This window comes from Mycobacterium sp., assembly GCF_032162105.1.
In the GTDB taxonomy this organism is placed as follows: Bacteria; Actinomycetota; Actinomycetes; order Mycobacteriales; family Mycobacteriaceae; genus Mycobacterium.
Window position 1 is genome coordinate 1 of the sequence record NZ_JAVRPS010000510.1, and the last position, 12,975, is coordinate 12,975.

At 63.6% G+C, this 12,975-nt stretch carries 13 protein-coding genes; all 13 read right to left on the reverse strand.

All coding sequences use genetic code 11. The annotated features are described in order from the left end of the window. Positions 1-508: 508 nt before the first annotated feature. The 13 genes from QOC69_RS26220 to QOC69_RS26280 all read right to left on the reverse strand — a co-directional run bounded on the left by QOC69_RS26220 (position 509) and on the right by QOC69_RS26280 (position 12,650). A complete protein-coding gene (locus QOC69_RS26220) occupies positions 509-961 on the reverse strand; it encodes a gamma-glutamylcyclotransferase family protein (RefSeq protein ID WP_526445167.1) in 453 nt (150 codons plus the stop codon). Between the two features lie 4 nt (positions 962-965). Further along, positions 966-1,688, reverse strand: coding sequence for a GntR family transcriptional regulator (locus QOC69_RS26225; RefSeq protein ID WP_526445169.1), 723 nt, complete (start codon positions 1,686-1,688; stop codon positions 966-968). Positions 1,689-1,705: 17 nt separating this feature from the next. Further along, positions 1,706-3,154 carry a dihydropyrimidinase gene (hydA, locus tag QOC69_RS26230; RefSeq protein ID WP_526445171.1) on the reverse strand — a complete coding sequence of 483 codons (1,449 nt, stop codon included), beginning with the start codon at positions 3,152-3,154 and terminating at the stop codon, positions 1,706-1,708. Further along, the gene (locus tag QOC69_RS26235) at positions 3,085-4,608 is read right to left on the reverse strand and encodes an amidohydrolase family protein (RefSeq protein ID WP_526445173.1); all 1,524 of its coding nucleotides are present in this window, start codon (positions 4,606-4,608) and stop codon (positions 3,085-3,087) included. The genes hydA and QOC69_RS26235 overlap by 70 nt, the downstream gene beginning before the upstream one ends. Continuing rightward, positions 4,605-5,492, reverse strand: coding sequence for a carbon-nitrogen hydrolase family protein (locus QOC69_RS26240; RefSeq protein ID WP_526445175.1), 888 nt, complete (start codon positions 5,490-5,492; stop codon positions 4,605-4,607). Before QOC69_RS26240 ends, QOC69_RS26235 begins: the two co-directional genes overlap by 4 nt. Further along, entirely contained in the window at positions 5,489-6,292 is an 804-nt protein-coding gene (locus QOC69_RS26245; protein ID WP_526445177.1) for an ABC transporter ATP-binding protein, read from the reverse strand. Before QOC69_RS26245 ends, QOC69_RS26240 begins: the two co-directional genes overlap by 4 nt. Next, the gene (locus QOC69_RS26250) at positions 6,289-7,182 is read right to left on the reverse strand and encodes an ABC transporter permease (RefSeq protein ID WP_526445179.1); all 894 of its coding nucleotides are present in this window, start codon (positions 7,180-7,182) and stop codon (positions 6,289-6,291) included. Before QOC69_RS26250 ends, QOC69_RS26245 begins: the two co-directional genes overlap by 4 nt. Then, positions 7,179-8,246, reverse strand: a complete 1,068-nt coding sequence (locus QOC69_RS26255; protein ID WP_526445181.1) for an ABC transporter substrate-binding protein — start codon at positions 8,244-8,246, stop codon at positions 7,179-7,181. The genes QOC69_RS26250 and QOC69_RS26255 overlap by 4 nt, the downstream gene beginning before the upstream one ends. Beyond that, positions 8,243-9,151, reverse strand: a complete 909-nt coding sequence (locus QOC69_RS26260; protein WP_526445184.1) for an ABC transporter substrate-binding protein — start codon at positions 9,149-9,151, stop codon at positions 8,243-8,245. Before QOC69_RS26260 ends, QOC69_RS26255 begins: the two co-directional genes overlap by 4 nt. Beyond that, positions 9,148-9,684: a hypothetical protein gene (locus tag QOC69_RS26265; protein ID WP_526445186.1), complete on the reverse strand. Its 537-nt coding sequence runs from the start codon at positions 9,682-9,684 to the stop codon at positions 9,148-9,150. The genes QOC69_RS26260 and QOC69_RS26265 overlap by 4 nt, the downstream gene beginning before the upstream one ends. Positions 9,685-10,097: 413 nt before the next feature. Further along, positions 10,098-10,574, reverse strand: coding sequence for a hypothetical protein (locus tag QOC69_RS26270; protein ID WP_526445188.1), 477 nt, complete (start codon positions 10,572-10,574; stop codon positions 10,098-10,100). Between the two features lie 568 nt (positions 10,575-11,142). Next, positions 11,143-12,009, reverse strand: a complete 867-nt coding sequence (locus QOC69_RS26275; protein WP_526445190.1) for a metal-dependent hydrolase — start codon at positions 12,007-12,009, stop codon at positions 11,143-11,145. Then, complete coding sequence (locus QOC69_RS26280; RefSeq protein ID WP_353373614.1) at positions 12,006-12,650, reverse strand: TetR/AcrR family transcriptional regulator; 645 nt, start codon at positions 12,648-12,650, stop codon at positions 12,006-12,008. The genes QOC69_RS26275 and QOC69_RS26280 overlap by 4 nt, the downstream gene beginning before the upstream one ends. Between the last annotated feature and the right edge of the window lie 325 nt (positions 12,651-12,975).

Sequence of the window (12,975 nt, forward strand, 5' to 3'; positions counted from 1 at the left end):
GCAGCGGAATCGATTACGGCATCGACCCAGTCCGTGGCTGCGTCGCGTGAGTGCAGGTATGGCCCGAGCTCATGCAGAAGGGTGCCGAGTTACGTGCGGTCTTTGCTGAGTCCCAGGCTCGAAACGATGTACATGGATAGTGGAGATTATCCATGATTTCCACCAACAGGCCTGTCGGACAGTTCTTTTAGGCCTCGGCGGCGTCCTTGGTTGACCATATCTAAGTTATCGGCGAAATGCGGTGTGGCACAATCTTTTACAAGGTGCATCCTTAACCTTCCGCCAAGGTTGCGCTTCCAATGTGTTGAGCGCGGGGACCGTGAAGGTGCTTACCAGGCCCGTGCATCCTCGATTTGTCTGTAGCGGCTTCAACTGTGGTGGCGTCCGCCGACTCCCGATGCGGCGATCTGCACGCCAGGCCGATCCGAGCGTCGGGATAACAGCGGTTGTCCATCATTCGGTGGACGCGGATTGCCTCACCCAGGAAGCTGCTTCAGCGCGCAGCAGTTCACCGGCGACCTGCAGGAGACAGACCGAGAAGTGCACTGGCTGCGGAATTCGCCGCGAGGTGGTTTTGGTACGCCCGCCAACCACCGAAGTCGGCGATATCGATGACCTTGTCTCCGGGACGAATTCGTTCTGGCCGCAGAATCATTGCGCGGACCGTCGATCCATCGGCCAGGTCGATCGAGTCGATCTCCAACTCGCCGGGCTCCTGTGGCAGCAGGACATCGAGGAGCAGTTCGTCGGACATCTCGTACAGCTCGCCGGCGATGGCTGCCCCATCGCCGTCGACGGGGAACAGTCCGGGGAACTCGTCGCGGATCGCGAAGAACCTGTAGTTGGGTGCCGTGGTGGCCGGGCGGATGAAACGTGCCAGGCCGGCTATCACGGCGTGGTCCTTTTGCCCGGACATGGCGGTACCATTGAGAAACATGTGTTGCACGGATGAACCTTTCATAGCATCAGTGGTGGTCGGGGCAGGACAGCGCAGTGTCGCTGCTGGCCCGGTGCGCGTCGTCGGCGCTCCGCCGCACGTGTGCCTCGGCGGCGGCTACCGCCCGGCCGACATCGCCAGATGACAGCTCGGTGAGTAGTTCCTCGTGCTGTTGGACTGCAGGCAGGGCGCCGGCCGGATCGCGATAACTCAATTCGGCTGCCACGTCCAGGCATTGCAGCAGGTAGTTGTCCAGGAGCCCGGCGAACCGGCTGCCGAACGCGATCCGGTATATCGACGTGTGGAAGGCCAGGTGGATCTCACCGAATTCTTCTGACCCAACGCCGAATTCTTCACTAGCGGCGCCCATGGCCGCGATCAGCGACCGGGGTTCGGCCCATTGTTCGGGTTTAGCCCGCTCGCAGGCCAGGCGAGCCGCCAGCTTCTCCAGTTCGGTGCGTACCAGGAACAGATCCTGGATCTCGTCGGGGCCGATACCGCGCGACCACAGGCCACCCGCGGTCCCCCGCGCGACGAACCCGTCGCTTTCGAGGCGGCGCAATGCGTCACGCACGGGCGTTCTGCTCACCCCAAGCTGGATAGCGAGCTCGGTCTCCACCAAGTGGGTGCCCTCTGGTATGCGGCCACTGATCAACCCGTGCCGCAACGCGCGGTAGACGTGTTCGTATGTCTTGCGACGTGTTTGAGTCGGCAACGATCGGATGGCCTGCAGGCCATCGTTGTCAGTCATTTCGCACCCCCGCCTCGTCATAACTGTCCACTGGCATCTCGCGCTAGGTAGCGACCGGCACCGGGCTTGCCTGTGAAGACACCGTTGTCCACTATCGCCCGGCCTGCCGCGATCACCGTCCGCACCGCACCACTGAGTCGCCACCCTTCATAGAGGCTGTAGTCGACGTTCATGTGGTGGGTGTCGGCACTAATTGTCGTCGAACCGGCCGGATCGAACACGACGAAATCCGCGTCGGAGCCGACTGCGATGGTGCCCTTGCGGGGGTATAAGCCGAACAACCGCGCCGGCGTGGCGGCGAAAACGTCCACCATGCGGCGCAATGACAGCGCCCCGGCGGCCACACCGCCGGAGTACAGCAGCTGCAAGCGGTGTTCGATGCCAGGGCCGCCGTTGGGGATTTTCGAGAAATCGTGTGCACCTATGGTTTTCTGTCCGTTGAGACAGAACGGGCAATGATCGGTGGAAACCACCTGCAGGTCGTCGGTGCGAAGCCCACGCCACAGGTCCGCATGGTGCCTGGCGGGCCGCAACGGCGGCGTCAGCACATACTTCGCGGTGTCGAACGTTTCGTCATCGTAGACGCTTGAGTCCAGGAATAGGTAGTGCGGACAGGTTTCGGCGAACACGGGCCGGTCCCGGTCTCGGGCGGATGTCACTTCGGCAAGCGCCTCTGCACATGACAGATGAACGAAATAGATCGGAGAATCGGCCATTTCGGCAAGCGCGATGGCCCGGTGGGTCGCCTCGGCCTCTGCGAGTTCTGGACGCGTGCGTCCGTGCCACGACGGGTTGGTGCGCCCTTCAGCCAGGGCGCGCCGGACCAGAACGTCGATCACCGGTCCGTTCTCGGCGTGAATACAGCACAGCGCGCCGACCTGACCGGCCCGTTCAAGCACCTGGAACATGGTGGCATCGTCGACCATCAACTCGCCCGGATAGGCCATGAACATCTTGATGCTGGTGACACCTTCGGCGACCAACTCGTCGATCTGGCTCAGTGATCCGGCGGCAAGCTCGGTGATCACGATGTGCTGGGCGTAGTCGATGGCGGCCTTGCCCTCGGCGGCGGCCAACCCGTCGTCGATGGCAGCACGCAGATGCTGGCCACGTCGCTGCTGGGCGAAGTTGACCACGGTCGTGGTGCCGCCGAATGCGGCGGCGACCGTTCCCGAGGCGTAATCGTCCGATGTGGTGGTCGGGCCCAGATTGAAGCCGAGGTGAGTGTGGGGGTCCACCCCACCCGGCAGCAGATAGCAACCGGCGGCGTCGATGACGTGGTCCGCCGGAATGTCCAGCGTCGCAGCGATCATGGTCACGGTGTCATCGGCGACAAACACGTCGGCGAGGTAATCGTCTGAAGCTGTGACCACCCGTGCACCCTTGAGCAGCAGGCTCACAGTGCACCGACCCAGGCGCGTTCGTCGCCGCTGAAGCGGTTGATGCCCATCGGTTCTCGGCAGCACCGCTGATAGATGTCGCGGAAGTACGGTTCAAACACCTTGTTGCGGTCCTCTACTTTGGCGAATCGCTCCAGGTATTCGCCACCGAGTTCGCGGATCTCGGCCAGGACGGCCTCCTCGTCGATGAACAGGCACCGGCCGTCTCGCACCACAGCCTGACCGTTCGCCCACACCTCGATGATCGAGTCGCCGTTCTCGACGTAAACCAGGTGCTGGGCAATGTCGTTGACGGGGGTGAAGTTCACCGAGAACAGATCCATCAGTAGGAAGTCCGCCTTGCGTCCCGGTGCGATCGCGCCGACCTGTGAGCCAAGCCGCGCCGAGGTGGCCCCGCCGCGGGTGGCGGCCCACAACACTTCGTCCGCAGTCGGCCACGCGGTGTAGTCCGGTTGAGTCACCTTGTGCAGCAGTGCAGCCGATTTCACGACGTCGAACATGCGTGCCGAATCGTTGCTCGACAGCCCGTCAGAACCCAGGCCTAGGTTGACGCCCGCACCGAGTAGCGCACGCCACGGTGCGATGCCAGAGCCGAGCTTGAGGTTCGACATCGGGTTGTGCGCCACCGAGGCCCCGACCTCGCCGAGGCGCGCGATGTCGCCGTCGGTCAGCCAGATCCCGTGCGCCAGGGTCGTCCGGTCGCTGAGCACGCCGAGTGAGTCGAGGTATTCCACCAGGGTGGAACCGTAGAACTCACGCCCAGTGACGGCCTGCATCTTGGTTTCCAGCACGTGCACGTGGAATGTGGTGTCGTACTCGCGGGACAGCTCGTTGGCGCCGACGAGCAGGTCGTCGGTGCACCGCTGCGGGCCACTGGGCGCGATGACATACCGCAGCCGTCCGGCGCGTCCGTCGTAGCGGGTCAGCGCCTCCTTGCTGGTAGTCAGGTACTCCTCGACGGTGCGAGGGCTCACCGCCCTGGCCTCGGCGAGCAAGTCGGCGGGCAGTACGTCGTCGACGAACGGAATCGAGTCGATGTAGGGCCGGTTGACGATGTTGCCCGAGCAGTTGGCCCGGATGCCGACGTCCTCGTAGCCGCGGAACACCGCGTCAAGCGCCGACAGGCTCTGAGTGGGCATCTCGATGACGTCGTCGAGCAGGCAGGTGGCGCCGTTGCGTAGCGATTCCAGGCCGACCAGCAGGGTGCGCAGATAGATCAGTCGGTCCGACATGGGCTCGACGCCGAGGATCGGATAGGACAACAGCATCCACAGCTCCAGCGGCAGGTTGTCGTAGCGGCCCTTGAACAGCGCCTCCCACGAGTGGACATGGGCGTTGACGAGGCCCGGCATGAGTAGTCGGTCGGTGCAGTCCACCACCGATGCGCCTTCGGGCACCGGCAGGTCGCGGCCGACCGCGTCGATCAGGTCGTCGACTACGAACACGTCGGCTCGGAACGGGTCGCTACGGTGCTCGTCGTCCATCGCAACGACCAGTGCGTTGCGGAAAAGCGTTGTCACAAGACCTCCTTGGCAGTGGGAAACAGATCGGCGCGGCGGTGCTCGAAGTAGGGCAGCGCCTTTCGGGTGTCGGAGAGGGAACCGAGGTCGAGTTCGGCGAGCAAGAGCCCCGGTCCGGCGTCTCGAGGTCGGCAAGCGATGAGCTCGCCGTCAGGTCCGACCACGCACGACTCGCCGAAGTTGTCGATCGGGTGCCCACCTACCCATTCGACGCCGACCTTGTTCGCGGCGATGGCGAACACCCCGTTCTCACGGGCGTGGGTGCGCAGTTCGGCATGGAAGAACTCGACGCTGTCGCCGCCACTGCCCGCGACGGGAACTGCCACCAGATCGGCGCCGAGCGCTCGCAGTTCGCGCCAGGGTTCGGGAAATCGCCGGTCATAGCACACCAGCACACCGAGCCGGTACCCGCGCAGCGAGTGCACGCCCAGCCAGTCACCCGCGGTGAAGTGCGCTGGTTCATCGAACCCTGGAGCTGGGGCGTCGCCAACCGGCAGGTGTAACTTGCGCGCGACGGGATGCGCCATCCCCGTTCGATCGACTGCCGGTGCGAGGTCGCCATGATCGATGACCGCTGCCGAGTTGTGGAAAGTCTGCGCGGCCGAATCCTTTTCGAACAACGGAAGCACCACGGCTACGCCGACTTCGGCCGCGAGTGCGGCAATTCGGTCGGACTGCGGTCCGGGTACGGATTGCGCCCAGTCCCGGTACGCACCGGCTGGCTCACCCGCGAAGTACGGTGTGGTGGCCAGCTCTGGAAGTACCACCAGATCCGCTCCGGCGGCGGCGGCTTCGGCGATCGCGGCCTCGACCACATCGAGATTCTTCGCGCAATCGTCTTGACATGCAGGCAGTTGGGCCGCGGCGACGACGACCACCGTCACGCGCGGATCCTTTCCTGCTCGGCGAAGGCACGGTCTACCTCGTCGGCCAGCAAGTCGACGAGCTGGTCGTGCAACGCGTGGTATCCCGTCGAGCGGGTATCGCGCGGACGATCCAGGTCGACGTTCACAATGGCCTTGATTCGGCCCGGGCGTGCAGTGAACACCACGATCCGGTCGGCCAGTGCCACCGCTTCGTCGATGCTGTGCGTCACGAAAATCACCGACGCGCCGCTCTCGTCACGCAGTTGCGCGATGTAGTTCTGCAGCTTGGCGCGGGTCTGGACGTCGAGCGCCGCGAATGGCTCGTCCATCAGCAGCACCCGGGGGCGCATCGCAAGTGCCCTGGCGATGGCCGCCCGCTGGCGCATGCCACCGGAGAGGCCGTCGGGATGGTGGTCGGCGAAACCGCTAAGGCCCATGGTGTGCAGCAGGTCTCGCGCGGTCTCGCGGCGTTCACTCTTGGGGATGCCACGCAACTTCAGCCCGAAGCTGACGTTGTCAGCCACCGATAGCCACGGATACAACGACGACTGCTGGAAGATCATGCACCGGTCCGGTCCGGGCCTGGTTACCGGCTGGCCGTCTGCTTCGATCGATCCCGCCGTCAACGGCTCCAGCCCGGCGATCATCGACAGCAAGGTACTCTTCCCGCACCCGCTGGGCCCGAGTATCACGACGAATTCTCCCGGTGCGATATCGAGGTTGATGCCGTCCACCGCAAGGACTTCCGGACTGGTGTGGTCGAACCTCTTGGTGACGGCGCGGCAGCTCACCGCGCCGGTTGGCTGTTCGGTCGTCACTTCCCGCCTCCGTTTGTCATTGGTTGCCACCACAGCAGCCGGCTCTGGAGCTGCCGGAACAAGACGTCGAGCAGGTATCCGCTCAACCCGATCACGGTCATTGTGAAGAACACCAGGCTGGCATTGAAGGTGTTGCGCGCCAACATGACTACCTGGCCGAGACCGGTTCCAACGCCCACTGCTTCGGCGAGCAGGACGACCATCCACGCGGCAAAGAGATTCAACCGCAGGCTCTGCAGGATTCCCGGCAGGATTGACGGCAGGATCACCTGTGGCAGGATCTGCCCCTTGGTGGCGCCCATGGTGCGAGCCACGTTGACATAAGTGGCCGGGACGTCGTTAATGAGGCTGATGGTGGCCAGCGTCATGACGAAGTACACCCCGATGAACACCATGAACACCGCTGGCGCGTTACCGATGCCGAACAGGAAGATCGATACCGGCAGCCACGCGATGGGGGATATCGGGGCCAGCAGCGTGACGGACGGCAGGACGAGTCCCCGCACCACACGGAACTGGCTGATCAGTACTCCCGTGATCAGGCTCGCGGCGAACCCCAGGACCAGGCCGGCGAGCACGCGGAGCACGGTCGCCAGGACCGTGGTAAGCACCGCGACCACCGGGGACACCTGCTGTGCACCGATCCTCGCGTTGTCGAAGAACTTGGCCTGACTACCGAAGTCGCGCAAGAAGATGTGCGGCGGTGGCAGCAGCAGCTCGGGAGCCCAGCCCAAAGCCCAGGCCAGTTCCCAGATTCCGGCGAATACCACGACCGAAGCTACCCACCAGCCGGCCGCTGTCGCTATCCGGCGATAGCGGCGCGGCCGGGAGTTGTTCGCCTTGCTCGAACGCGCCCGTGCGCTCACGCCGACAGCAGTGGTAATGCTCACGCGCTCTTTGCCTTCAGCGAGTGGTACAGATCCTGGTTTTCGGCGACCACCTGCTCGAGCAACGACCAATCGAAGATCTTCTGGTCGGGCAGCGTTTTCACGTAGCCCAGGTCTTTCATACCCACCGCGCGGTCGAGCATGAACTGTGCCTTGGTGCGCTGGTCGACGATGTTGGGCTGCTTGCTCGAGGCGTCAAGAGCGTCTTCGAAGCTGGTCTTGAAATAGGTTCCCACGGTGTCCTTCACGGCCGCCTCGCGATCCTGCTCGGCCTGCTGCTGGGCGACCAGGAGACCCTTGATCACGGCCTTGACCGCTGCGGGATTTTCCTTGAGCAGAGGGTTGCGGACCGCAAGCACACAATCGGTGTATTTGGGACCGTAGACGTCTTTGCCATCGGACAGCTTCACAGCGCCGGAGCGTGCATTGAGAGCCTGCGTCGCGTACGGCTCGATGTGACACATACTGTCCACCGATCCGCTGATAAACGCCTGTGCGAGTTCGGGTGAGGTGCCGAAGTACCGCACCTGCACGTCTTTGAAAGACAGGCCGGCCTTCTTCAGGTAGTCGTACGGCAGCATTTCCAGGGTGTCGGCCTGGAACGTTCCCAATGTCTTACCGGCCAGGTCGGCAGCGGAGTTGATACCCGGCTGCGCGACGATCGAGCAGCCTTCTACTCCGCCGCCCGCGACGATGGTCACGGGTGCGCCGGCGTCGTACAGGGTCATGAACTGGGTGTAGGGCAACAGAGACATGTCGACCTGCCCAGCGCCGAACAGCGTGACGATGTCGGCGTTGGTCGGGGTGACGACGAAATCAATTGCGGCACCGTCGGCTTTGGCAAGATCGCGTTCCTTGACAAGAAAGATGCCGAGATTGCAGAAGCCAGTGCCATGCGTGGCCTTCATTGTGGTCACGCCCCCGGCGGTAGTGGCAGTGGTCCCCGGCCCGGCGTTGGAACAGGCCGATAGCAGCCAGGACGGCACGGCAACGGCCACGCCGGCAAGGGCAGCGCTCCGAAAGAAGTTGCGACGGTTCGACGATGGGATGTTCAGCTGGTCGGTCATTTGGCGGTCTCCTTGGCGGTTTCTGCGTTGAGCTCATCGTTGAGCAGGTCGAACATGACGGCGTTCACCGGTGGCATCGCATCCTCGGGCACGAGGTTGAGGGAACGCAGACTGTCCCAGCGCCCGAACACGGCAGGGGTCATATCGCGTATGTCAACCTGGGCGGGCTGACGCCGGGCAGCCGCCACCAGCTCGTCGAGTTCGAATCCGGGGTAGAACTCGGCGGCGTGACGAATCGCTGCGGGAAGGTCGGCCCGGATCAACTCGTTGGCCCGCAGCATGGCCCGGATGGCGGCCCGCACCCGGTCAGGTCGCTCGCGCAGGAACTTCGCCGATACCACCAAAGTGGTGTCGGGGAACGGGTTCCCCCATAGCTCGGTACCGTCGGAAAGCACGTGAGCCCCGGCAGCGCGGACTCGGCCTGCGAATGGCTCAGCCAACGACAGTGCGGCAAGTTCCCCTGCGTACCAGGCATCGATAGCGTCGTTGAGCACATCGAAATAGCGCAGCTCCACATCTGTCATGCGAAGCCCCGCCGCGGCCAGCACGTCGTGCAGGAGCACCTCCATCGGATCGGACCGGAACGTGCCGACGGGTTCGCCGGCCAGCGATGCGGCGTCGACGACGGGTTCCCGGGTCAGGACGGAGATTCCCATCAGGCCGCTTCCTGCCACCATGACGGGCGGATCGGGCCGAAAGGCGTCGATCAGTGGCTGGGTGAACGCGGCCGTCCCGAGATCCGCAACGCCGCTGGCCAAAAGGTCTGCGGTGGAACTGATGTCGTCGAAATATGGGGCCTCCACTCGCAGACCTTCATCGGCGAACAGGCCTTCGCCGACGGCCACGAACAGCGGCAGATTCGACAGCGAGCAGCCGTGGGTGAGAATGAGTCTGTCGTTGCTCACGCCGCACATCCCCCATGATGGCAGTCGCTTTCCCGCGCGAGAGGCACCGTCGTGACGTCGGTCCGGACGACATCCCATCCCGGCGGAGAGTCCGGCGTACCGGCGACCACAGCAGTGGTGCGGACGATGAGATGTTCGGCTCCGCGGGCCGACAGCAACGCGACGGCGTCATCGAAGGTGATCGCGATGACCGGTCCGCCCAGGTCTGCGCACGTTCCAATGCGGATGTCGACGCCGGGCATGGCGATCCAGCCTGAGGCCAGTTCGGGAAAGCCGGTCGAACCAACCGCACGACCAGGGGTCAGCGTGCGTAGGGCCGTACGCACGGGGTCCGGCAGGGTCGGGTCAGCCGGGTCGGCGGCGACCAGGTCAACCGCCGTGCCGCAGCAGGACCGGCGATCGCCCGCGGCGATGTGAAGGCGTCGGCTCAGGACAGATTCGAGCAGGTCAAAGGCATGATCGGGGGCTGCGCCCGGCCACTCTAGGACGGAGAGCCGAGCAATTGTGTCCTGTATACAACGCATGAAGAACATTCAATTGGGACAGTATTTCGAACGTGTTACCCCAGTTGCCTACTTGTGTTAAGGGTGCAGAAGGTGACTACCGACGTATCGCTCCACGCGACGCAGCAGGTGTCATCTAGGCGTCGTCCCCCAGCGGATATAGAGTCTCAAGACATTCCCGCGGGTTCGACGTCAACACTAATGCCGAGACTTGCGCAGGGTCGATGCCGCCGACTGCACCACGTCGGTGATCCGCGTGATCATCGGGCTGTCCAACTTCCAGCACTGCCGGAACAGTGGCACATCAACCTGCGCATCGGAAATCTGCAGGAACGATCCGTCGGCTGTATCTGTACGCGGTCCGTGACGGTTGCTCGCGGCGGGTCTTGGGCCGGGCGCTGGCCGATCAAATGCTCACCGAGCTGGTCACCGATGCGCCATGGCTATTTAATACCTTTACGTGATTTGTGACGTGGCGGTGCCAAGTTGATGCGGCTGCAGTGGAATTTATTGAGTGCGCCGAACGCCGCCAAGACATTCAAGCTCGCGTCGATCGAGTCACCACCGAACGACTGCTCGCCATTCAGCGCGCCCAGGGGTGGACCGACTCCGAACTGGTTCAGCACGCCCTTGAGCACGTGATCGACGAGGCCGACAGAAACCTCGCCACCATCATCGACAAAGCCGACGCCATACGTGACTTCTTTACCGGAAAGGCACAGACACCAGCGCAGCACGGAGGCCGGGGTTCCGATGACGAAGTCGGCCCGGGCGGCAAGACCTTTCAACGCCGAATCAAAGGTCCCGACGTCGACCGATTGCGTGTCACGCTTGCCCAAATCGAACGGTGGTCCGAGTCCCAACTTGTTCGCCGAGGACTCAAACTGGTCATCGAGGAAGCCAGCAGAGACATCAACCAAATCCTCGACAAACTCAAGGTCGAATACGACACGGCGCGTAAAGCGTTGAACGCATTATCAAATGGCCCCCAACCAGCAGTACCTCAGCCAGAGGCACAATATGCCGCCAGCATCGGGCAGGCCCGCCACCAGCGCCCCTCGACGTGCGGGTGCTCTTTCGCCCGTGGGCGGACGACCCGTGCGGCAGAATATGCACCGGCACGTCTGCTGGGAACACCGGCCAACACGATCAGAGATGGGCGGCAGCCACCAATTATCGGTGCGCGAAATATGTTGCTAGACAGTGGACCTCAACGCAACCGGTAAAGCCGCATATTCGATTCCGTCGTATTCGAGTGGTTCGGGTGGATTGGGACGGATGTCGCTGACTCTGTGACCGGCCTTGTGTGCGTCTGATCGCCGTTGAGGCGGCCACGTTATCGCCGGGCGCGGGGTGGGGGAGCCGCGTTTGCTGGCCGGTTCCACGACGTGCGATGGCGGCGGCTCTGACACAGTGCAAACAAACATGCCGTTCTTCGAACCCGCTCGCAAGTGGCGCGTTCCGCTGATCGGGCCGGTGGGTCAGGGGTCAGTGCAGGTGGTCGACTAGTGAGCCTTGTTCGCCGAACAGTGCGGCGGTCCAGTGCGCGAGTAGGGCGGTGTTGTCGGTGTCGTCGGGATGAAAGCCCCGGTTGGTGTATGCGCGGATCCGGCGCACTACGGCGCGGGTCAAAAGCGGCGAGTGCCGCAATGCCGCCAAACTGCGGAACAGCCGGACCGGGTTGTACGCGGCGGGGTCACCGAGTAGGGAAAGGGCGGAGAAAAAGACGACGCTTGCGGTGAAGGTGAGCTGGATGATCCGCATAGTCCAGAGGCGTCGGGTCTCGGTGCCGCCGACCGAACGGTAGACGTCGAACGCGACCGAGCGGTGTTCGGATTCCTCGATTGCGTGCCACAGCAGCATCGATCGCACCTCGGTCGACCCGAGCAGGGCCTGGGCCCGCTCGTCGCCCAGCAGGGTCTCGGCCAGCACTGCGGTGAAATGTTCGAATGCGGCCGTGATAGCAAGGCATGTCAGCGGGGACAGCAGCCGCTCGAACCTCTTGAAGTCCCGGTGGGTCATTCGGTCGATCCGGCGGGTGGGATAGCCGATCTGTTGCAGGCGTTCGTTGAGCAGGCGGTGCTCGCGACGATGGGTGATCTCTTGGCCGATGAATCCCTGAACCCGCGACGTCAACTCGGGATCGGTGATCTGGTCGGCAAAGCGGCGCACCGAACGCACGAAGAAGTCTTCGCCCTCGGGAAACAGCGCCGACAGATGCGCGACGACGTGGCTCATCACCAGATCACCGTCGACGTAATGCCTGGTGAGTGAACCCGTTGGGTAGGAGAATCGGATGCGGCGCGCACGCACCACCGGGTTCGCAGCGGTGGAGGCGTTTTCGTTGGCGGTCATGATGCCTCCGCGGGCTGCGGGTGTTCGTTGGTGAGTATCGGGCGCACCATCGTCTTGAAGGCGTCGAGGACCTCACCGGTAGCAAGCGACTCGTAGCCGTCGATCGATCTCGCGACGGCCAAGCCGTTCATCAACGCAAAGACCATCTGGAGACCGATTCCCGGGTTCAGCGTCGTATCGGCGAAGTCGCTGGCCGGGAAGAGTTGGGCATAAACACGTTTACAGGCGGCCGCGAACTCCCTGTCGGTGTCGATTACCGCCGGCGCCAGGTCCGGGTCGGTGCGGGCGGCCACCCACAGTTCGTGCGCCGCAGTGAAGGTCGCCCCGGAGAACATCGACCACAACAGATCGATCGACTCGTCCAGCTTGTCCGCCGAAGGATCCAGACCGGCCATCAACACCCCGAACTCCTCGACACGGCGATCCAACGAGTACGTGACAGCAGCCGCGAGAAGCTCGGACTTCGTCGCGAAGTGACCCTGCAACGCACCCACGGACACCCCCGCGCGGCGGGCAACCTCGGTGGTCGTGGTCCCTTTGAACCCGACCTCGACCAAAGCATGCAACGTCGCATCTAGCAGTGCGCGGCGCGTTGCGGCTGTCCGCTCGGCCTGAGTCCGCCGAGATCGGACCAGTGTCATGAGCCCACTATTCTCGCAAAACAATAAGTAGTCAATATTATTTCTGAATCGCAGCGGATCACCTGGGGCCGGTGTCCTTATGGTCAATATCTGTCGGACGGAAGAACCTCTGATGTGATGAAGGAGCGGGGCCTCCGCTCCTCGTGTCCGTTCCGAGCGCGCATGCTCGGGGTGTGCGTTACCCCCTGAGGTGCGGCGGGCGGCTGAGCCGGTCGGTGTTGGCGGCTTCGAGATCGGCTACGTCACCGACGACGGCCTCGAGCACCGGGTGTCGCTGTCGCAGGCGTGGGCCACACCGTTCGAGTCGTGCAGCCCGATACGCCGG

What these genes read in the sequence shown, in the direction of transcription:
- QOC69_RS26275 (WP_526445190.1), bottom strand. Translation starts at nt 12,009, where the DNA reads ATGACCGCCAACGAAAACGCCTCCACCGCTGCGAACCCGGTGGTGCGT.
- QOC69_RS26280 (WP_353373614.1), bottom strand. Translation starts at nt 12,650, where the DNA reads ATGACACTGGTCCGATCTCGGCGGACTCAGGCCGAGCGGACAGCCGCA.
- QOC69_RS26225 (WP_526445169.1), bottom strand. Translation starts at nt 1,688, where the DNA reads ATGACTGACAACGATGGCCTGCAGGCCATCCGATCGTTGCCGACTCAA.
- QOC69_RS26220 (WP_526445167.1), bottom strand. Translation starts at nt 961, where the DNA reads ATGAAAGGTTCATCCGTGCAACACATGTTTCTCAATGGTACCGCCATG.
- QOC69_RS26255 (WP_526445181.1), bottom strand. Translation starts at nt 8,246, where the DNA reads ATGACCGACCAGCTGAACATCCCATCGTCGAACCGTCGCAACTTCTTT.
- QOC69_RS26265 (WP_526445186.1), bottom strand. Translation starts at nt 9,684, where the DNA reads ATGTTCTTCATGCGTTGTATACAGGACACAATTGCTCGGCTCTCCGTC.